At 65.5% G+C, this 18,949-nt stretch carries 18 protein-coding genes; 9 read left to right on the top strand and 9 right to left on the bottom strand.

Features of this window, described 5'->3' with window-relative positions:
* Positions 1 to 48: 48 nt before the first annotated feature.
* Positions 49 to 627, bottom strand: coding sequence for a Crp/Fnr family transcriptional regulator (locus ACQK2M_RS14795; RefSeq protein ID WP_425418412.1), 579 nt, complete (start codon positions 625 to 627; stop codon positions 49 to 51).
* A gap of 90 nt (positions 628 to 717) precedes the next feature.
* Here ACQK2M_RS14795 and ACQK2M_RS14790 point away from each other — a divergent pair, with 90 nt between their 5' ends.
* Positions 718 to 1,269, top strand: coding sequence for a hypothetical protein (locus ACQK2M_RS14790; RefSeq protein ID WP_425418411.1), 552 nt, complete (start codon positions 718 to 720; stop codon positions 1,267 to 1,269).
* A gap of 175 nt (positions 1,270 to 1,444) precedes the next feature.
* Here the strand turns inward: ACQK2M_RS14790 and ACQK2M_RS14785 are convergent, their stop codons facing one another.
* The gene (locus tag ACQK2M_RS14785) at positions 1,445 to 1,717 is read right to left on the bottom strand and encodes a metal-sensitive transcriptional regulator (protein ID WP_163464902.1); all 273 of its coding nucleotides are present in this window, start codon (positions 1,715 to 1,717) and stop codon (positions 1,445 to 1,447) included.
* A gap of 203 nt (positions 1,718 to 1,920) precedes the next feature.
* On the opposite strand from ACQK2M_RS14785, the gene ACQK2M_RS14780 reads away from it, so the two are divergent.
* On the top strand, positions 1,921 to 2,781 hold the full coding sequence (locus tag ACQK2M_RS14780; protein ID WP_163464901.1) for a DUF6692 family protein: 861 nt from the start codon (positions 1,921 to 1,923) through the stop codon (positions 2,779 to 2,781).
* A gap of 20 nt (positions 2,782 to 2,801) precedes the next feature.
* On the opposite strand, the gene ACQK2M_RS14775 is transcribed toward ACQK2M_RS14780, so the two are convergent.
* Complete coding sequence (locus ACQK2M_RS14775) at positions 2,802 to 4,079, bottom strand: hypothetical protein (RefSeq protein WP_425418410.1); 1,278 nt, start codon at positions 4,077 to 4,079, stop codon at positions 2,802 to 2,804.
* A gap of 224 nt (positions 4,080 to 4,303) precedes the next feature.
* Entirely contained in the window at positions 4,304 to 4,714 is a 411-nt protein-coding gene (locus tag ACQK2M_RS14770) for a c-type cytochrome (RefSeq protein ID WP_350182453.1), read from the bottom strand.
* A 147-nt stretch (positions 4,715 to 4,861) separates the two neighbouring features.
* Here ACQK2M_RS14770 and ACQK2M_RS14765 point away from each other — a divergent pair, with 147 nt between their 5' ends.
* The 7 genes from ACQK2M_RS14765 (at position 4,862) to ACQK2M_RS14735 (ending at position 12,386) form a co-directional block, all read left to right on the top strand.
* Positions 4,862 to 5,242 carry a hypothetical protein gene (locus tag ACQK2M_RS14765; RefSeq protein ID WP_350182452.1) on the top strand — a complete coding sequence of 127 codons (381 nt, stop codon included), beginning with the start codon at positions 4,862 to 4,864 and terminating at the stop codon, positions 5,240 to 5,242.
* Between the two features lie 73 nt (positions 5,243 to 5,315).
* Positions 5,316 to 6,830 carry a multicopper oxidase family protein gene (locus ACQK2M_RS14760; RefSeq protein ID WP_425418409.1) on the top strand — a complete coding sequence of 505 codons (1,515 nt, stop codon included), beginning with the start codon at positions 5,316 to 5,318 and terminating at the stop codon, positions 6,828 to 6,830.
* A 266-nt stretch (positions 6,831 to 7,096) separates the two neighbouring features.
* On the top strand, positions 7,097 to 7,483 hold the full coding sequence (locus ACQK2M_RS14755) for a DUF302 domain-containing protein (protein ID WP_281827462.1): 387 nt from the start codon (positions 7,097 to 7,099) through the stop codon (positions 7,481 to 7,483).
* Position 7,484: 1 nt separating this feature from the next.
* The gene (locus tag ACQK2M_RS14750) at positions 7,485 to 8,159 is read left to right on the top strand and encodes a TVP38/TMEM64 family protein (protein ID WP_425418408.1); all 675 of its coding nucleotides are present in this window, start codon (positions 7,485 to 7,487) and stop codon (positions 8,157 to 8,159) included.
* Positions 8,156 to 9,466, top strand: a complete 1,311-nt coding sequence (locus ACQK2M_RS14745; protein ID WP_425418407.1) for an APC family permease — start codon at positions 8,156 to 8,158, stop codon at positions 9,464 to 9,466. The genes ACQK2M_RS14750 and ACQK2M_RS14745 overlap by 4 nt, the downstream gene beginning before the upstream one ends.
* Before the next feature lie 67 nt (positions 9,467 to 9,533).
* Entirely contained in the window at positions 9,534 to 11,867 is a 2,334-nt protein-coding gene (locus ACQK2M_RS14740) for a heavy metal translocating P-type ATPase (protein WP_425418406.1), read from the top strand.
* Positions 11,868 to 11,906: 39 nt separating this feature from the next.
* Positions 11,907 to 12,386, top strand: coding sequence for a DUF411 domain-containing protein (locus ACQK2M_RS14735; RefSeq protein ID WP_425418405.1), 480 nt, complete (start codon positions 11,907 to 11,909; stop codon positions 12,384 to 12,386).
* Between the two features lie 192 nt (positions 12,387 to 12,578).
* Here the strand turns inward: ACQK2M_RS14735 and ACQK2M_RS14730 are convergent, their stop codons facing one another.
* From ACQK2M_RS14730 to ACQK2M_RS14710, 5 genes are all read right to left on the bottom strand, one after another.
* Positions 12,579 to 12,836 carry a hypothetical protein gene (locus ACQK2M_RS14730; protein ID WP_281827472.1) on the bottom strand — a complete coding sequence of 86 codons (258 nt, stop codon included), beginning with the start codon at positions 12,834 to 12,836 and terminating at the stop codon, positions 12,579 to 12,581.
* Complete coding sequence (locus ACQK2M_RS14725; RefSeq protein ID WP_281827474.1) at positions 12,833 to 13,507, bottom strand: YcbK family protein; 675 nt, start codon at positions 13,505 to 13,507, stop codon at positions 12,833 to 12,835. The genes ACQK2M_RS14730 and ACQK2M_RS14725 overlap by 4 nt, the downstream gene beginning before the upstream one ends.
* A gap of 74 nt (positions 13,508 to 13,581) precedes the next feature.
* Positions 13,582 to 13,869 (bottom strand): DUF6127 family protein, encoded by a 288-nt coding sequence (locus tag ACQK2M_RS14720; RefSeq protein ID WP_023851444.1) that lies wholly within the window; start codon positions 13,867 to 13,869, stop codon positions 13,582 to 13,584.
* Positions 13,870 to 13,888: 19 nt separating this feature from the next.
* Positions 13,889 to 14,965, bottom strand: coding sequence for a DUF2793 domain-containing protein (locus tag ACQK2M_RS14715; RefSeq protein WP_093359542.1), 1,077 nt, complete (start codon positions 14,963 to 14,965; stop codon positions 13,889 to 13,891).
* 10 nt (positions 14,966 to 14,975) lie between these two features.
* Complete coding sequence (locus ACQK2M_RS14710) at positions 14,976 to 18,941, bottom strand: baseplate multidomain protein megatron (protein ID WP_425418404.1); 3,966 nt, start codon at positions 18,939 to 18,941, stop codon at positions 14,976 to 14,978.
* Between the last annotated feature and the right edge of the window lie 8 nt (positions 18,942 to 18,949).

Below are 18,949 nucleotides of genomic sequence, written 5' to 3'. Positions count from 1 at the left end.
GGCTTTCGAAAGCACACAAACCTGCACGCCTCTGAAGAGAGGCTGCGTCTATCTGCTCGGATTTCGCAGTCGGCTCAGCGTCACGGGCGTCATTCCCAGGAACGACGAAATCTGACTGTGAGCAAACAGGGCTTCATGATCAGGATAGTGGCGACGAAACCACTCCAGCCGGTCCCTGGCTTTGAGCGCGGCGAGGCTCCATTCCCGGCTTGTCTTTCGCTCAAGTTCGGCACGCAGGACTGCATTTGCCCACTCCTCGATCGCTGACGAACCGCGCATCAGTTCCAGAAGGGCCGCGGCCGATACCGAAGCGGCCTGCCCATCTGACTCCAGTCTCAAGCTGACAAGGGACTTGCCGTCGGCGGCGCGCGCCAGATTGGGCGTGATTACACACGGCCCAACAAAAAAGCCAACGCACACTTCGCGCCCATCGGCGTCACCAATCAGACTGACCACCTTCCCTGACAACAGAATGTATTCCATCGCATCTGGCTCACCCTGCCGGGCGAGGAAGTAGGTTTTCGGAAGTCGTTTCGCCTCGAACGCCCCGGCCAAGGCGCGTGCATCGGCGGCGGTCAGATCACCGAAAATCCGTCGGTCCCGTTCAAAGCTGCTTGCGATCTGCATTTCTCGCGTCCCGTTAACAAAAGACAATGCCTCGCAAGCAAGGCGCTCCTGCCAGCTAGGCATACTTCAAATGCGAAAGGAGTTCTTCTCATGAAAATCGATCACAGCGGCAAGGCCACAATCCTGTTCGGGCTGGGCGCCGCGATCATCTATCTTGTCATGGTACTGGGCACGCTCAGCTATCTGAACGATCTTGCAGGCGCGCTGCCATTCGATCTGCGGCCCTCAGGGTACTCACCGGCTGACGCCGTAGGTCTGCTGGAAGCACTCGGTGGGACCGGGCGCCACTATTATCTCACGCGGCAGATCCCTCTGGATACGCTCTACCCCGCTTTGCTGGCGCTGACCCTGATTTCGGCACTTCGATGGCGCTCCTTCAGGTTCGGGCCGACGCTGATGACCAGGATAGGCGGAGCCTTGGCTATCCTGGCCGCAACTTTCGACTATCTGGAAAACCTGGGCATAAGCCTCATGCTGCTGACTGGATCAGAGCCAGACCTTGCGCTGGTAAAGGCCGCAAGCACAGCGACGATCTTGAAATCGGCTCTGACGACCGCTGCCATACTTGCCGTTATAGCAAGTCTCCTATCGGTCCTGTTCAGGCGCATGTTGAGTGCACGCACCACCCCTGCGGCTCGGTAATAAGATGTCTCGGCTCGTCTGCACCCAGGCCGCCAGAAAGGTCATACCTGTACCGGCGCGGGCAAGATCGGGAGAACGCATTCGCAGGGGCAAGTGGCGGAGGGGATGGGCCTGACATCCAACCTTCTCCACTCTAAGTTACTGTAAATGTGTATTTTTTTTGCACCCTTCCCGGCTACCGGCAAACTTTCTCGAACACTTCCACAAGCTCCTTGAACTTGCGACGCTGCACGTCGGGATCTTGTGAGAGGATCGCATTGTCCACGCAGTCATCCGCGTGATCCTGCAGGATTAGAATTTCGACCTGCGAAAGTGCCGATCGGATCGCCAGGGATTGATTGAGAATGTCGATGCAGTAGCGATCTTCTTCGATCATGCGCGCAACCCCGCGTACCTGCCCTTCGAGGCGCGCCAGTCGTTGGATGGCTGCTTGCTTTCGATCCTTCATGGCGGGCTGGTCTCTTGCTACGATACGGGGGAACCGAGCTTTGTGCGGAAGGGTTCCTCGGAACCTCACAGGCCATCGCGTGTTGAATCATACCCCCTTGGGGTATTGGGCTGCGTCTCCGGACGCCCGCCGAGTTCTGCGTTGGCAGATGCGACTGCCCAGTTGCCCTCAAGCAGATTGCAGAACGAGCAGGAAGTCGCGACATGTCCTATATCCGTTTCGGCCTGATGATCCTCACTTCCACAGTGGTGATGTTCATCCTGATGTACCTCAACACCTACGCTTGGGAACACGTCTTCTTCTCGGAGACACGTACCTATATGGCGATCATGATGGGGGCGACGATGGCCGTCATCATGCTCGCCTACATGCTCGGGATGTACTCGAACAAGGGCCTGAACATCGCGATCTTCGTCGGCGCGATCATCGTCTTTGCCCTGTCGCTCTGGCTGGTGCGCAGCCAGGTCACGGTCTCGGGTCCGAGCTACATGCGGGCAATGATCCCGCACCACTCGATCGCGATCATGACCTCTGAGCGGGCGCAAATCCGCGATCCGCGCGTTCGCCACCTCGCCGACGAAATCATCGAGGCGCAGCGCCGCGAGATCGCGGAGATGCGCTACCTGATCGCCGAGGTGTCCGCCGGGAACGTGGTGGAGAGCATCTATCAGGACCCGCCGGCCGAGCCGGGCAGCGTCGAGGACGCGCTTTCGAACACCCTCATCAGCGGGCTCGACCTCGCGCCGATGCCGGAAGCCGAGGCCGACCGGGTGCTCGGGGCGCCTGCTCCCTGCACGTTCAACCGCAGCCCCGAATCCGATCCGATCCTCTGGGCGAGCGAAGGCGGCGGGGCTGCGGTGAAGCTGAACGGCGTCCTGATCTCTCTGGAGGCGGAGGGAGGTTCGCAGGAGGGTGCGACGACGTACTCGGCGCCCGGCACCACGATCACGGTGCAGCCGCTCGGCGACGAGGCCGATTGGCGCCAGAACGCGGAGCTCGTGTTCGAACTCGATGAGGGGCTGAGCGTGGGCTACCGCGGCTTCTACGGGTGCGAGGCGGGCTGACGTGTCCGCCAGTTCACGCTTCAGATCATGAACACCGGCGCAAAACCGCCCCCAGGTGTCCTGAAGTTCGTGGTCTGACCTTGATAGAGACGCGCAGCCACCAGAAGCACCTCTCCATCATACGTATACAATCGCACGTCCATTTTGCGCGTCTGGGGTGTCTCGTCGATCTTGATCATGCGCTCGCTGGGGCGGACCAGCGTCTGAGCAATGTATCCGCCTCCCGCGATTTCCGCCCAGACGCCTTTCGTCAGCTTGTCGCCACGATATACAGCCTTACCGCCATGACCCCCGGTCGGCTTGAAGAACAGGTCCTTGCGGGATTTCCAAAGTGCATCAGCGTTGTCTGGATTGACAAGGACGGTGCGTGGAACGGCTGCAAGTCCGGCCCGAATCTCGGGATCGACACCCCATGCCTCAAGCGTCGCGGAATTCGAAAGAAGCGAAAGGTTGCGCTTGTCGGCAAGGAGTGCGTGGTTGTGCGGATTCGGCGTCACGACAACCGCGCCATCCCGGTAGGCTTCCTGCAACGCCTTGTGCTCGGGCTGTTTGAAGGCGAAATCGGTGACCCGGTTGTAAACGAGATCGATTTGCTTTCCACCGACGCTGAGATGACCATCGTCGTAGCGAAGGTGACCGGCGTCGGCGATGACCGCGTCGATGCCTCGTGCCGCCATAACTTGCCGCGCGAGCACGAACTCGGGATAAAGGTACTGTTCCAGCGGGCCGTCATCGACGATGGCGATGCACTTTGGCGCGCCCGTTCCCCGCTGCCGAAGCCATTCCTCTTGGAACATGCCAATGACCGCATCCTCAAAGCTTTGTGACGTAGCGGGGATATCCATTTCGGCGCAGCACGCGCGCTGCGCCCTTGCAAGGAAGGCATTGAGAAACGCGCCGCCGGCGTTGGTATTGATTTCGATCAACCGGGGGCAGTCTTCGCCAAGATGAAAGTCGTAGCCCATCAAGGCCCCGAGTGGACCGTGATCCGCCCGCGCGATTTCCGGCGCCCAGGAGAGGACCGCGGCTTTGTATACCGCGAGTTGGGCGGTGGTCTCCACAGCCACTGCGATCGCGCGCATCTCGTCCACGGTGGTGGCCGAAAGGAACACTGGCACATGTGAGAACAGGTGGGCCTTGGGGCGGATGAACGTCTCGAAGAACGCCGGCTCTTCGGCTTCCTGCTCCATCGCTTCGCGCAAAGACGGAACATCCAGTGTAACGCAGAAGCAGTTCTTGTTGAGCCGGTCCGTGCGGTCCTGAACTCGATCCGATGAACTGGATCCCGGATTGTTCATCGAGGGAAAACCCGAGGCTGCGCCAAGATCAGGCGCGCTTCAAACGCGAGGTAAGCCATGAATAATCCCACGAACACCGCTCCCAAAAGTTTCCCATCATGCCGATCCAAATATGCCGCTTCTGTCCGGCGGCCTCAACTGCCGCCGGGCGGGCCTCGGAAAGCTGAGCTGCCGGTCGCACGGGGCTGCAGCGAAGTTCCACATCCCGAAGGCGCCATCAGCGCTCAACGTGGATGCGACACGCTCCCCTGGTAGCTCCGTTCACGCTCCGGCCAAGTGCTCTTGATGTAAGCAAGAACGGTCCGAATTTCCGCATCGCTCAGCACGTCCCCGAAACCGGGCATGTCGCTCTCGTATCCGCCGCCGACGATCTCGGCCGTGCCTTCCTTGACGATGCGGAACAAGACATCGTCGGAATGGTGCCACGTATGTCCGCTGGCATCGTGCGGTGGCGCCGGCAGACGGCCGGACGGAAGGGGAAGCTTCCAGTCCGGCTGCCCCTCGAGCTGCGGACCATGGCAGGCCGCACACTGGTCAGCATAGATTTGCCGACCCTGTTCGATGAGTTCTGCAGACGCGGCGGCGGGGGATGCGGTGCGGGCATAATGCCAACCAGCGAAGACCGCCAGGGCCACGCCTCCGAGGAACAACCCCTGCCACAGACTATTACGGAGTTCTTTTCGCGTGAGTTGCATAATCGATGGCGAGGAATTTCAATTGGTTACATGCCGAGGCATGAGTTTCCTGCCGGAGGCCCGACACCAGAGGCTATGGACATTCCCGTGACCGGCGCCTATCTTTCTAGCATGTTCGCGCGCCTCGTCACCATGCTTGCCGTACTTGCAATCACCGTCATGACGACGGTGACTTTCGCGCATGCGGCGCGCATGAGCGCTGAGCCGGATCACTCCGTGCATGTCGGCGAGATAATGCACGCTACGGCCGGCAGCGAGCTTCCCTGTGACGACGAACTGCACTGCGGATCGACCGATGCGGAAGCGTGTGAGTTGCTTTGCGCAAGGCTTTCGGTCTTCGTGACCTCGCCGATCGAGGGCTCTGGGCACGGTTACTTGCCTGCCAGCCATGAACTGCCGTCCGGTGCAATCGTCGCCAGTCGGGCACCTGGACTGAACGAACGCCCTCCCAAGCTCCGTCTCCTCTGATCGCGTCCGGGCTGAGGCCCGCGGCGCCCTATCGGTTTTGATGAACGGGACTGGATGTCCCGGGGAGACCACCATGAATACCCTTTCACGACGCGGCTTTCTTGCCGCTGGCGCAGCCATGCTGGCCTATGCGCATCTGCCCCGGATCGCGGCAGCACAGGACGCCGCCCCGCTGTCTCTGCACGCCGCCAGCCGGACGCTGGACATCGATGGTCGCGCCGCCACCGTCTGGGGTCTTGCCGGGCCGGCCGGACAGGGCCTGACACTCGACCCAGGCGCGCGGTTCCGGGTGGATCTGCGTAACGATCTCGATGTCGACACGCTGATCCACTGGCACGGCCAGATCCCCCCCAACGCACAGGATGGCGTGCCCGACATGCCTCTGCCGATGCTCACCCCCGGCGAGACACGCGCCTATGACTTCGCGCCGCTTCCCGGCACCTATTGGATGCACGCGCATGTGCCGCTGCACGAGATGCGCCTCCTGGCGGCACCGCTGATCGTGCGCAGCGCCGAGGATGTCGCCGCTGACCGGCAGGAGGTGGTGCTGTTCCTGCACGATTTCTCGTTCAAGGCGCCCGAGGAGGTGATGGCCGAGATCACGGCCGGCCACGGGGCCGCGGGTGGGCACGGAGGCGATCAAGGCGCGAGCATGGGCGGCATGGCAGACATGGACCATGGCGCGATGGGAAACATGCCGATGGCTGGCATGGATCACGGCGCCATGGGCGGCATGATGGGGATGGGGGCCATGGACGGCATGGCGATGGACCTCAACGACTATGACTGGGACGCCTATCTTGCCAACGACCGCACGCTTTCGGATCCCGAGGTGGTGCAGGTCGAGCGCGGCGGGCGCATCCGGCTGCGGGTGATTAACGCCGCCGCCGCGACGGTGTTCTGGATCGACACCGGGGCCGCGCCAGCGCGATTGGTGGCGGTTGATGGTCATGCCGTCGCACCACTATCCGAAACGCGGTTCGGTCTGGCTATGGGCCAGCGACTCGATCTCGAGATCGACCTGCCGCAGGAGGGCGGCGCTTGGCCGATCCTCGCGCTGCGAGAGGGCGCGCGCGAGCGCACCGGCCTGATTCTTGCCACGCAGGGCGCCGAAATCCGGCGCATTGATGGCGTGGCGGAAAGCGAAGCACCCGCCTTCGACACCGACCTTGCGCAGGAGTCGCGACTGACCGCCGTCGACACCTTGCCGGATCGACCCGTGGACCGCAGCCACATTGTGATGCTGGGCGGTTCGATGCAGCCCTATGTGTGGACGATCAACGGTGCCGTCTGGGGCCAGCATCGCGCGCTTGCCGCACGCAGCGGCGAGCGGGTCGTGCTGTCCTTCCACAACATGTCGATGTTGGGCCACCCGATGCATCTGCACGGACATGTGTTCCAAGTCGTCGGGTTGAACGGACGCGCGGTCCGGGGCGCGCTGCGCGACACGGTGTACGTGCCGCCGATGTCGATGGTCGATATCGCGCTCGACGCCGGCGAGGCCGCGCGCTGGATGCTGCATTGCCACCACATGCCGCATTTGGCGACCGGCATGATGACGGAACTCGCGGTCACAGCGTCGGTTTGATTGGGGCGGGGCGTTCGGATGGAGCGCCCGGACACTGGCTCCGTGCCGTGTTGTTCTGCGCGATGTTGTCGCAAGGGCCGGTTGCAGGGCGCACCACTCAGCAGGAAACAAGGAGGATGAGATGATGAACTGGAATGATATGGGCCCCGGAATGGGTTTCGGGATGGGGTTTGGCTGGCTGTTCGGTCTGCTTTGCTTGGCGCTCATTGTTTTGATCATAGCAGCGCTGATAAAATATCTTCGTAAATAAAAGAAAGGAGTTCGCAATGGCCTACACGATCAATCGAATTATCCCCGACGCGGGTATCGACGACGTCGACGCTCGGGCGCGCAAGGCGCTTGCTGATAATGGCTTTGGCGTCCTGACCGAGATCGACGTCAAGGCGACGATGAAAAAGAAGTTGGATGTCGAGATGCCGGCCTATCGCATCCTCGGGGCCTGCAACCCAAAGATGGCGTATCAGGCCATCGGGATCGAGCCGCGGGTGGGCGCGATGCTGCCCTGCAATGTCATTCTGCGCGAGATCGAGGGCGGCGTAGAGGTCAGCGCCATCGATCCGGTGGCGTCGATGCAAGCGATCGAGAACGCTGAACTGACGACCGTGGCGGGCGATGTCCGCGACCTTCTGGCGAAGGCCGTCGAGGCGATCTGAGATGAGCCTGCGCGTCGCCATTCTCGCGGGCCTTGCGATCTTCGGGATCGTCCTGCTCGGCGTCTGGTTGGTCGCGCCCTCGGTGTTCGCCGAGGCTCGCGGACTTCTGGACGGCGAACGTCTGGAAACGCTGGTGGCGCGTGCGGGTCTCTGGGGCCCGGTCCTGATCGTCACGCTCATGACCGTCGCGGTAGTGGCCAGCCCGATCCCGAGCGCACCCATCGCGCTGGCGGCGGGAGCGGCCTACGGACATCTCTGGGGTACGGTGCAGGTCGTGATCGGCGCGGAGCTCGGGGCGCTGATCGCATTCGGCCTCGCGCGGGTTCTGGGGCATGACGTCCTGCGGCGGGTGTTCGGCAGTCGCGTCGATGCCGGCCTCCTCGGCTCGCAAACCGCGTTGACGGCGATGGTCTTTGCCAGCCGGCTGATGCCCTTCGTCTCCTTCGACATGATCAGCTACGCCGCTGGGCTCAGCCGACTGCATGCCTGGCGTTTCGCGCTTGCAACACTGGCCGGCATCGTCCCGGCAAGCTTCCTGCTGGCGCATTTCGGCGGCGAGGCGGTCAGCGGAGATCTGGGCCGGGCGACATGGGCAGTACTTGGCCTCGGCCTAGTGACGGGTCTGCCGCTGCTCTGGGTGGCCATGAGGAAGAGGCCTGAGAAGGGAAATCCATGACGGGAAGCGAGTACCAGAAGAACAGCATCACCCTGCCTGGCGCGGTCGCCATGGGCACCGGCGTGATGATCGGCGCGGGCATCTTCGCGCTGACCGGGCAGATCGCCGAATTGGCCGGGCCTCTCTTCCCGCTCTCGTTTGTCGTCGGCGCCATCGTGACAGCCTTCAGCGCCTACACCTACATCAAGATGTCGAACGCATACCCGTCTGCGGGCGGCATCGGGATGATCCTGAAGAAAGCCTACGGACCGACGACGGTCGCGGCGGGCGCCGCTCTCCTGATGGCGCTATCGATGGTCATCAACGAAAGCCTCGTCGCGCGCACCTTCGGAACCTACACCCTGCGAGCCTTCGGCGGCGATCCGGACAGCGTTCTCGTGCCGGTCCTCGGCGTGGGGCTGATCGTCTTCGCCTGGCTCGTGAACGTCTCTGGCAACCGGTCCGTCGGGCTGTTCTCCATCGTCATGGCCGTACTTAAGGTGGGCGGCATCGCGCTGTTCGGGACAGCCGGCCTCTGGGCGAGCGGCATCTCGTTCGAGGCGACGGGTGGAGACATGGGCGCCACTGGCTTCGTGGCGTCGGTAGCGCTGTCGATCCTGGCCTTCAAGGGCTTCACGACCATCACCAACAGCGGCGCAGAGGTCACCGACCCGCACCGCAATGTGGGCCGGGCCATCATCTGGTCGATTGCCATCTGCGTCGTCGTCTATCTGCTGGTGGCCTTCGCGGTCGGCTCCAGCCTGCCGCTCGACCGCATCGTGGCGGCGAAGGACTATGCGCTGGCCGAAGCGGCCCAGCCCTCTCTCGGTCAGACCGGCTTTTACCTGACCGTGGCGCTGGCGCTGGTGGCCACGGCGTCTGGTCTGATCGCCAGCGTGTTCGCGGTCTCGCGGATGCTGGCGATGCTGACCGACATGAAGATGATCCCGCACAGTCATTTCGGGATGCCGGGCGCAATCAAGGACCACACGCTCGTCTACACCGTCGTGATCGCAGGATTCCTGACAATTTTCTTCGACCTCAGCCGCATCGCTTCGCTCGGGGCCTTCTTCTATCTGGTGATGGACATGATCATCCACTTCGGCGTGTTCCGGCATCTGCGCGAGGAAATCGGCGCTCGGGGCTGGGTGTTGCTGACGGCAATCGCCTTCGATTCCGTGGTCCTGGCCGCCTTTTCCGGGATGAAGTGGCAGTCCGACCCCTTGATCGTCGTCCTGGGTGCGATCGGCATGGCGCTGGTGTTCCTGTTCGTTGGGATCTTCCTCGCACGCAATCCCGCCTCGGAAGATGCTCACGACCACCATTGAAAAGGGCTTGAGCTTCCAACGGCTGGAGGCCGCAAGCTGAAACGAGATACCGAAAGGCTGACAGACCATGGAGCACGATCACCATCACGCGGCACCCGAAATTCCGGCGGGAACTGAGACGGCGAAAGACCCGGTCTGCGGGATGACGGTCGCGGTCAAGCCGGACGGGCGTCACGCCGCGTTCCAGGGCGAGACCTTTCATTTCTGCTCGGAGAAATGCCAGACGAAGTTCGAGGCGGATCCGTGGTTCTACGCCTCCGGCAGGGCTGCCGGGCAGAAGAAGGCTGCTCCGGCCAACGTCCAGTACACCTGTCCGATGCACCCCGAGATCGTCCGGGATGCGCCGGGATCCTGCCCGATCTGCGGCATGGCGCTGGAACCGATGGTGCCCTCGGACGAGCCCAGCGAGGAATTGACCGACTTCACCCGACGGATGTGGATCTCGGCGGCGGCTGCGGTGCCGCTCATCATCCTGACCATGGGCGAACTGGTGGCGCTGCCGGTGCGCGACTGGATCGGGCATCAGACCGCAAGCTATGTCGAATTCGCGCTGGCCACGCCAATCATCCTCTGGGCAGCCTTGCCCTTCTTCCGGCGCGGCTGGGAGTCGATCGTGAACCGCAGCCCCAACATGTGGACGCTGATCAGCATCGGCGTGGCGGCGGCCTACCTTTACTCGATCGTCGCGACGTTCCTGCCGGGTGTGTTTCCGGAACAGTACCGGATGGGCCACGGCGTCGGTACCTACTTCGAGGCGGCGGTGGTGATCGTCGCGCTGATCTTCGTTGGCCAGGTCCTGGAGTTGCGGGCGCGCGAACGGACCGGTGACGCGATCCGCGCACTCCTCGATCTCGCGCCCAAGACGGCGCGGCGCATCCTGCCGGACGGCACCGAATACGATGCGCCGCTCGAAAACATCATGGAGGGCGACCGGCTGCGCGTGCGCCCCGGCGACGCGGTTCCGGTCGATGGTGTCGTGATCGAGGGCCGATCGTCCCTGGACGAAAGCATGCTGACCGGCGAGTCGATGCCTGTCGAAAAGGGCCCGGACGATGCGGTGACCGGTGCAACGATCAACAAGAACGGTTCCTTGGTGATGGAGGCGGGCAAGGTCGGCTCCGACACCGTCCTCGCGCAGATCGTGGCAATGGTGTCGAACGCGCGCCGGTCCCGCGCGCCGATCCAGGGTCTGGCTGACCGGGTGTCGGCGGTATTCGTGCCGACGGTCGTGTTCATCGCCATCGTCGCTTTCATCGTCTGGACGATCTTCGGGCCCGAGCCCGCGCTGGTCTTCGCCATCGCCTCGGCAGTGTCGGTCCTCATCATCGCCTGCCCCTGCGCGCTGGGGCTGGCGACACCGATCTCTATCACCACGGCGGCGGGGCGCGGCGCGCAGGCGGGCGTGCTGATCAAGGACGCAGAGGCGCTGGAACGCATGGCCGCTGTCGACACGCTCATCGTGGACAAGACCGGCACCCTGACCATGGGCAAACCGAAGCTGACCGACACCGTGGCGCTGGGGGACGTTTCCGAAGCCGACTTGCTGTCGCTGGCTGCGGCGCTGGAGCGCGGCTCGGAACACCCGCTGGCCGAGGCCATCGTCGAGGGAGCCGAGACACGGGGCGCCGCGCGCCGGGCTGCCACGGACTTCGAAGCCGTGACTGGCAAGGGCGTGCAGGGCCGCGTCGGCGGGCGCGCGGTGGCGCTCGGCAATGCGGCGATGATGAAGGAGATGGGGCTCGACTCCACGCAGGCCGAGGCAAAGGCCGACACCCTTCGCGCCGAGGGCAAGACGGCGATGTTCATCGCACTCGACGGCGCGCTCGTCGGCATCGTGGCGGTCGCCGACCCGATCAAGGAGAGCACCGCACAGGCCATCAGGGAACTCCATGCCCAGGGGCTGCGGGTGATCATGGCGACGGGCGACAACGAACGCACGGCGCAGGCGGTGGCGGGAAAGCTCGGCATCGACGAGGTGCGCGCGGGAATCCTGCCCGAGGCAAAGAAGGACCTGATCGACCAGTTGCGTCGAAAAGGCCACAAGATTGCGATGGCGGGTGATGGGGTGAACGACGCGCCCGCACTGGCCGCCGCCGATGTCGGTATCGCCATGGGCACGGGGGCCGATGTGGCGATGGAAAGCGCCGGGATCACGCTGCTGGGCGGTGACCTGATGGGCATCGTCCGGGCGCGCAAGCTTGCCCGCGCTACCTTGCGCAACATCAAGCAGAACCTGTTCTTCGCCTTCGCCTACAACGCGCTTGGCGTCCCCATCGCAGCAGGACTGCTCTACCCCGTGACCGGACTTCTGCTCTCGCCGATGATCGCGGCGGCGGCCATGAGCCTGTCGTCGGTCTCGGTGATCACCAACGCCCTACGGCTCAGGCGGGTCGATCTCTGACCTGTCAGTCCACCCATGCAATCTCGAAAGGAAGATGAGATGAACCAAGACACTTTTTCCCGCCGCACGCTTCTGGTCGGCGCAGCTGCGCTGGTGGCTGCGTCGCCCCTGAGGGCTCTGGCGCAAGGCGCCGGACCGGTGGTCCACGTGATGAAGGACCCCAACTGCGGCTGCTGCTCGGCTTGGATCGAGATCCTCGAAAACGACGGCTTCGTCGTCACGACGGAGGCGAGCGCCGGAACGCTTCTGATGCGCTACAAGCTCGACAACGGCATCCCGCAGGAGATGGTCTCCTGCCATACGGGTCGCGTGAATGGCTATATGATCGAGGGCCACGTACCTGTTGCCGACATTCGCCGTCTGCTGGTGGAAAGCCCCGACGCGGTCGGCCTCGCAGTGCCTGGCATGCCCTACGGCTCGCCCGGGATGGGGCCGGAAAGCGAGCGCGAGGCATACGAGGTGTTCCTCATCCGAGCCGATGGATCGACCGAAGTCTTCACCAGCTACGCTGCCACGTGACCTTGAAGCTGCGATTCCGCGTCTGATCAGGGACGAGAACACAGGCGCGCCTGCTCCCGCATCACGGCATAGTCGCTCAGCATCTCCTCGACCGCCGATCTCTCGGGCAGCAAGGCCAATTGCTCAGCCGCCCGCGCCTGAAACTCATTGCTGTACCCGACGACAGGTGGACACGCCCCTGGCCCGCGCCCGTCAGAACCGACCGTCGCGCAGCCGCTCAGCAAGCTCGTCCCGATCGCGAGGGCGGCGAGCCGCAGCTTCCAGCATCTGGCGTTGGACATCATTGGCCTTCTCCGTGGTCTCAAGGCGTTCGGCGAGGCGTCCCGCTCGCTCGCCGGACCGACGCAAGGTCAGCAGGAACAGAAGGATCGCGATGGCGGTGACGCCGTGGCGAAGCGCCGCGCGCGCCCATGCCGATCCGGCGAACGTGGCGACGAGCTCACCAATCATCGCCGGCCCCGGCGCCAGTCATCGAGCCGAGCGTAGATCGTGACCGCGATCCCGCTGAGCGCCACGGCGATGAACACCCAACGCAACGTGTCGAGATAGGGAACGAGCGGCAGGATCGCGGTCTGGGTCTCGGCCAGAACGCTCTGCGCCACCTCGACGCCAGCCGCGCCCAGCGTCGCCACACCAGCAGCCCCTCCACCCTTCATGGTGCGGCTGTCGGCCAAGACCTCGCGCGCTGGTGGCGTTTCTTCGGCGAAGGCAGTCGCCCGGACCGGGAACCGCTCGCCCCACTGACGTGCGGGCCCGAGGTCGACATGCATGAACCCCGAGCGCGGGTAGAAGCCGAAGCCGAGGAACCCGACCTCGCGCGCCGCGGCCTCGAACGCGACCGGGTCGTGGTTCGCCATGGCGATGTCGAAGGCGGCGCCGTCGAGATGCTTCGACCGGGTGGCGCCGCCGACCGCACGGTTGTGTTGGGGGCTGCGATAGGCGGAGCGCACGATCAGCGGCTTGCCGAGCCGGTCGCGCAGCGCCTGCAGCCTGTCGAGCGCCGGTTCGTTGATCAGCAACTTGCCGGTGCCCCGGCAGGCGATTTCTGCGGGCGAGAAGTTGGGCCAGCGCCAGGTGGCCTCGGGCGCCTCCCGCCAATGGTCGTAGAAGGTCGTGGTCATGTGGGTCCTCCAAAACGAAAAACCCGCCTCGAGGGCGGGTCATTGCGGGCTGATGAATGGGGAATGGTGAGCGGCTACGGGCCGCCGCCGAAGATCTTCAGCTTTATGGCGATGCCCGCGAGCAGCGCCAGCATGACGCCGGTGGTGATCATGCGGACGGCGGTCTGCATGGCGGTGCGGCGAACGAGCCGGATGCAGTCGACGAGCGAGCGCAGATCGCGGATGTCGAGCGCGGCCTCGTCGCCGTCGAGGCCGACATCGGCCAGCGCGCGCTTCGCGCCTTCCTCGGCCGCTCGCGTCAGGATCGCCTCGAACTCGGCGTCGGGCATGCGCACGAAGCCTTCGGATCTGGGTGGTGTCATCGGATCCTCCTTGCGCCGCTCAGCCGACCTTGCAGCCCCAGAAGGACGTGTGATCGGCGGCGAAGTAGCCGTCCGCGACCCGGAAATACCCCTGCAGCTCGACGGTATCGCCGGCAGTCAGCGGGACCATCGTCTGCAGCCAGATCGCGGTGGCGAGTGAGACGTGCGTGGCGGAGATTTCGCCGAGGGAGCCGCGGATTTCGGTCGTGCCGTTCAGGACGAGCCGCCCGCGCATGCGGGCGGTGGCGCTGGCGTTGATCTTGTACAGCAGAGTCGCGCCGAAGAGGTAGGTGCCGTCCACGGGGGCGACGAAGTGGTTGTTCACGGCGTCGAACGCGCCCTGATCGTTGTAGTCGGTGTTGTTAAGGCCGATCTTGGTCCAGGTGCCGACGCCGACGTAGTTGTCGTAGTTCGTGTAAGCCTTGAACCGCGGCAGCCGGGGCTGATCGACAATGCCGGTGGCGTTGTCGACGCTCAGCCCGTCGAAGAAGGTGCTGCCGTCGGCGGAGACCGCGAGCCGGAAGCGGTCCGACCCGAACAGCCCCACCAGCGCCTTGGTCACGAAGCCGGTCTGGAGGGTCAAACCGAGATCGTCGCCGGCCGCCTCCTTGTTCATGGTGTAGAACAGGTCGCCGGTGCCGCCCTCGGCCACGGTCCTCGCCGTCCAGAGCGCGGCGTTGAGCTTGGCCGAGAACGGGTTCGATGCATCCGCCGTGGTGCCAACCCCGAGGAGCGCCATGTTCTGCAGCGCCGCCGGTGTGGTCCCGAGCCAGCCCGCGCCATCGTAGACCAGCAGCAGGCCCTCGTCCTCGACCCATGCGCGCCAGCCGATCCGCGGGGGAAGTCGCAGCCAGGCGCCATCGGTCCAGAGCGCGACGTTCAGGTCCCATCCGGACCATTCGCCCGTCGCGCCCGAGGCGACGATGTAGCGATCGCCATCGGCGGGACTGCCGGGCGGCGCTGTCAGATCGCGGTCGAGCACGGAGAGCTGCACGAGCCCGTCGAGCAGCCGCAGCGCCTCGTTGTGGGTGACGTGCTTCTGGGCCTGCGCCGCCAGGATGTAGGGCAGCAGGAGATGGGTCGTGGCGTCGGACATGGGATGGCCTTCAGAGTATCAGCGTGAGGGTCTTGGGCGCGCCCCGCCCGACGAGGGCGGAGAGCTGGTAGATGCGGCTGTCGAGCGTGTCACCGGGGCCGAGCGGCGCGCCCCAATCGGCGGTCTGGTCTGCGGCGGTGTAGACCGCGCTGGTGGTGGCGGTGCTCAGCACCCGCTTAACGGTCGCGCCATCAAGGATCTCGACCTCGTAGGCTTCGAGCTCTTCTCCGAGCGGCACTTCTAGCCCGCCCCAGCTGTCGGCCGCGAGAGCTCGGGACCGGCGCGTCCAGCGGATCGTCAGATCGCCGGGCGTGCGCGGCCTGCGCCACGGCTGCTCGACATGGGCGCCGGAGAACGGCCGCAGCCCGACGCCCGCGGGCGTGAAGGATTGCGCCACATAGGTCTCGTCGCTGACGGGGCGGCTCGCCGGACCGATGCGCCAGTTCCACGGCAATCCGAGATCGGCCTCGGCAATCGGCAGGGACGCCAGCGACGCGTCCAGCACCACGACAAGAGCGCCAGCGGGCGCCGGATTGCCCATCGCGCCCTCGGTGCCGCGCTGGCCGCGCAGGAGCCGGGTCAGCCGGTATCGACCCGGCGCCAGCAGCTCGGCCGCGCCCGCCTGCACGATCTCCCAGGTGCCGGGCGCGCTCTCGATAGCCAGCGCATTGGCGCCGCCCAACAGCGTCAGGTCGGTGACGCTCTCCAGCGTGCCGGTGAGCAGATCGACCACAAGCGCATTGCCGTGGTCGAAGCGTGAGGTGGGGCCCGGATAGAAGTCCGAGACCAGCGCTCCGATCCGGGCGCGACTGCCGAACGTTGTCAGCAGCTCGAAGCCATCGGTCGAAGGGCTGCGGAACACCGCCATCTCGCCCGGCCAAGGAAGAGCGTGCGCCGCCACAAACGGTCGATGCGCGGGCTGGTCCTCGGTCAGCTGCGGCAGGTCCATCAGCACCGCGTCCGGCGCGCCGAACACCACGGCCCGCGTCAGAGACGCCGCGCGCGGATCGCCGGGTGGCAGATCGTAGGTCGCCCTGTCCTGGCGGACCGCCTCGATGCCGCGCGCCTCGGCGTCGGCGATGGAGACGAACCGCAGATCGACCAGCCGACCGTCATGCTCCAGTCGGATCGCGTCGGCCGGATCGAGCGCGAGCCGCGAGGGCGGCAGACGGAACGCCGCCGTCTCGCGCCCCACCCACGCCTCCATCAGCGCGCGGCGGCAGCGGCGCTCGGCTTCCTCGGGCGGCACCGCCATGGGGAAGCTTTCGGACGCAATTCGCGTCGTGTCGACGGTGATGCGCCGGGCCTCGACGAGGGCCGCGTCGTAATCCTCGTCGGCGCGGGCGACCTGCCATTTCAGCGCCTGCGGCAGTTCGGTCTCCTGGCCGCGGGTCAGTTCCAGCACATCGCCTTCGCGGGCGGCCACCAGATCGTCGGGCGCGAGGGTGGCGACGGAGGCCCGGCCGCGCATGACGAACCGGATCACGCCCTCGGTCTCGACCGCGTCGAAGCCGAAATGCCGGGAGAGCGTGGTGATGGAGGCGCGCGGGCTCTCCAGCGCCGTGATGGCGTAGCCCTCGACCGCGCCCCAGAGGCCGGTGACGTCGATGCGATCCTCCGGCAGTCCGGCGCGCAGGCAGAGGTGGCGAACGAGCGCGGCCAGCGACACCGCTCCCAGCCGCCCAGTCAGCCAGTGCCCCAGCCGCCAGTTCGCCCCATCCGTCCAGACGTCGGTCAGCGCCGGGAAGAACGGATAGGGCCGCGCGTCCCAGGTCCAGGCGGCGCATTCCGGCACATGCACCATCCGGCCGCCGTAGACCGAGGACAGCGGGTTGTTCGCGGCATCGCCCCACCAGAGATACGTCGCCTCCAGATAGGCGCGCTGGATCGCGTCATCGCGCCAGCCCCGCGAGAAATGCGGCGTGAAGCTTTCCGAGGACTTCGGGTCGAAGAAGACGTTCGGCTGGTTGGTGCCCCGGTCGATGGCCGGGCAGCCGAGTTCGGTGAACCAGATCGGCTTGGATTGCGGCACCCACGCCGTCGGCGTCCCACTCTCCACCCCGCCCGGGCGGTCGTAGTGCGGGTTCGACCACCAGGCGCGCAGATCCTTGTAGCGGAAGACCCATGGCTTGCCCGCCGAGCCATCGGTGATCGGCGTCCGGACCTGTGCCGACCGATCCGCGGCGCTGGCATAGAACCAGTCGAAGCCTTCGCCGCCCGCGATGTTCCCCTGCAGGTAGGCCCGGTCGTAGATCGCGGGCCAGCCCTCGGCCGTGTCGGCATGCTCGAAGCCGTCCCGCCAGTCGGAGAGCGGCATGTAATTGTCGATCCCGACGAAATCGATCTCCGGATCGGTCCAGAGCGGGTCGAGATGGAAGTACACGTCGCCCGAGCCGTCGCCCGGCTGGTGCCCGAAGTATTCCGACCAGTCAGCTGCGTATCCGATCTTGGTCCCCGACCCGAGGATCGAGCGCACATCAGCGAGCAGATCCCGGTAGGCCTGCACCGCCGGATAGGTGCTGGCGCCCGAGCGGATCGTCGTCAGCCCCGGCATCTCGGTGCCGATCAGGAAGGCGTCCACCCCACCCGCCGCCGCGCAGAGATGGGCGTAATGCAGCACCATGCGCCGCAGGCCCCAGTCACCGGACGGCCCGGTCCACGATACCGACTGACCCGAAACGCTGAAGCTGGCGGGCGTGGCCGCGCCGAACAGCACCGCCACCTGCGTGGCGGCCGTGGCGGTCTTGTCCACGGTCCCAGCGAACCCCGCTGCAGGCGAGCAGGTGATCCGCCCCCGCCACGGGAATGCGGGCTGGCCGGTCTCGGCGGCGTTGTCGGAATAGGGGTTCGGCAGCGTGTTGCCGGGTGGCACGTCCATCAGGATGAAGGGATAGAAGGTGACGCGCAGCCCGCGCGCCTTCATCTCCTGGATCGCCTGCACCACGGCGAAGTCAGACGGCGTGCCACCATAAACCGGGCGATCCTCTGCATCCCGGCTGACGAGGAAGGCATTGGCGCGGCTGACGCCGTTGACCGACCAGCTGGCGGGCGTGGTCGATTTGGCCGACACCTCGACGCCGGGCCGGACCTTGCACGATCCCGCGCGCAGATCGTCGCCGAACCAGGCGACCACGAGGCTGACGCTCTCGACCGCAGGCGCCATCGCCTGCAGGCGGTCGAGCGCCTCGACCATGTCGGTGGAGTCGGCCAGCGCGTTCAGGTTCTCGGGCACCGTCGCGCCGCCATCGGTCTTGCGGATCGCCTGCGTCGCATAGGTGAACTCGCCCGAGGCCGGGATCATGGTGACGGCGCGGGTCAGCCCCTCGGCAGTGTCGGGATCGGCGAGCGGGCGGAACACCTCGAACGACAGTTGCGGCAGGCGGTTGCCGTATGTCGAGAGCGCCAGTTCCTCGAAGACCACATAGGCCGTGCCGCGATAGGCGGGCGTGCTGGCCGCGCCCATCTTCGCGGCGATGAACGGGTCCGCCGTCTGCGCCTCGTCGCCCGGATACCAGCGCCAGGTGACGCCGGAGAGGTCCATCGGCTTGCCGTCGGCCCAGATGCGCCCGATCCCGGTGATCGGTCCCTCGCAAAGCGCCACGGCGAAGGAGGCGTAGTAGAGGTACTCGGTCGTCTTGACCTTGCCGCCTCCGCCGCCCTTGCCGCCGCCCTGCGTGGTGGTCTTCGTCTCCTCGCGGAAATCCGTCGCCCAGATGATGTTGCCGCCCATGCGCATCCGGCCGTAGAGCCGCGGGATGACCGCGCCCTCTGTGGCGGAGGTGATGCGCAGCGTGTCGAGCCGCGCGCCCTCGATGCGCTGGGTGGGCGCCAGCGACGAGATGATCCAGCTGTCGACGACCGAGCCGATGGTGGAGCCGATGAAACCGCCGATGGTGGCGGCGCTGACGCCGAGGATCGCGCCGCCGATCGAACCGCCAATGGCGGCACCAGCGGCACCGAGAACGAGGGTGGCCATGTCGGGGT

This window comes from Oricola indica, from assembly GCF_965227485.1.
Lineage (GTDB): Bacteria > Pseudomonadota > Alphaproteobacteria > Rhizobiales > Rhizobiaceae > Oricola > Oricola indica.
This window is presented reverse-complemented; position numbering and strand designations above follow the sequence as displayed.

Coding starts and splice junctions, on each gene's coding strand:
- ACQK2M_RS14795 (WP_425418412.1), bottom strand. CDS start 627: ATGCAGATCGCAAGCAGCTTTGAACGGGACCGACGGATTTTCGGTGAT.
- ACQK2M_RS14790 (WP_425418411.1), top strand. CDS start 718: ATGAAAATCGATCACAGCGGCAAGGCCACAATCCTGTTCGGGCTGGGC.
- ACQK2M_RS14785 (WP_163464902.1), bottom strand. CDS start 1,717: ATGAAGGATCGAAAGCAAGCAGCCATCCAACGACTGGCGCGCCTCGAA.
- ACQK2M_RS14780 (WP_163464901.1), top strand. CDS start 1,921: ATGTCCTATATCCGTTTCGGCCTGATGATCCTCACTTCCACAGTGGTG.
- ACQK2M_RS14775 (WP_425418410.1), bottom strand. CDS start 4,079: ATGAACAATCCGGGATCCAGTTCATCGGATCGAGTTCAGGACCGCACG.
- ACQK2M_RS14760 (WP_425418409.1), top strand. CDS start 5,316: ATGAATACCCTTTCACGACGCGGCTTTCTTGCCGCTGGCGCAGCCATG.
- ACQK2M_RS14755 (WP_281827462.1), top strand. CDS start 7,097: ATGGCCTACACGATCAATCGAATTATCCCCGACGCGGGTATCGACGAC.
- ACQK2M_RS14750 (WP_425418408.1), top strand. CDS start 7,485: ATGAGCCTGCGCGTCGCCATTCTCGCGGGCCTTGCGATCTTCGGGATC.
- ACQK2M_RS14745 (WP_425418407.1), top strand. CDS start 8,156: ATGACGGGAAGCGAGTACCAGAAGAACAGCATCACCCTGCCTGGCGCG.
- ACQK2M_RS14740 (WP_425418406.1), top strand. CDS start 9,534: ATGGAGCACGATCACCATCACGCGGCACCCGAAATTCCGGCGGGAACT.
- ACQK2M_RS14735 (WP_425418405.1), top strand. CDS start 11,907: ATGAACCAAGACACTTTTTCCCGCCGCACGCTTCTGGTCGGCGCAGCT.
- ACQK2M_RS14730 (WP_281827472.1), bottom strand. CDS start 12,836: ATGATTGGTGAGCTCGTCGCCACGTTCGCCGGATCGGCATGGGCGCGC.
- ACQK2M_RS14725 (WP_281827474.1), bottom strand. CDS start 13,507: ATGACCACGACCTTCTACGACCATTGGCGGGAGGCGCCCGAGGCCACC.
- ACQK2M_RS14720 (WP_023851444.1), bottom strand. CDS start 13,869: ATGACACCACCCAGATCCGAAGGCTTCGTGCGCATGCCCGACGCCGAG.
- ACQK2M_RS14715 (WP_093359542.1), bottom strand. CDS start 14,965: ATGTCCGACGCCACGACCCATCTCCTGCTGCCCTACATCCTGGCGGCG.
- ACQK2M_RS14710 (WP_425418404.1), bottom strand. CDS start 18,941: ATGGCCACCCTCGTTCTCGGTGCCGCTGGTGCCGCCATTGGCGGTTCG.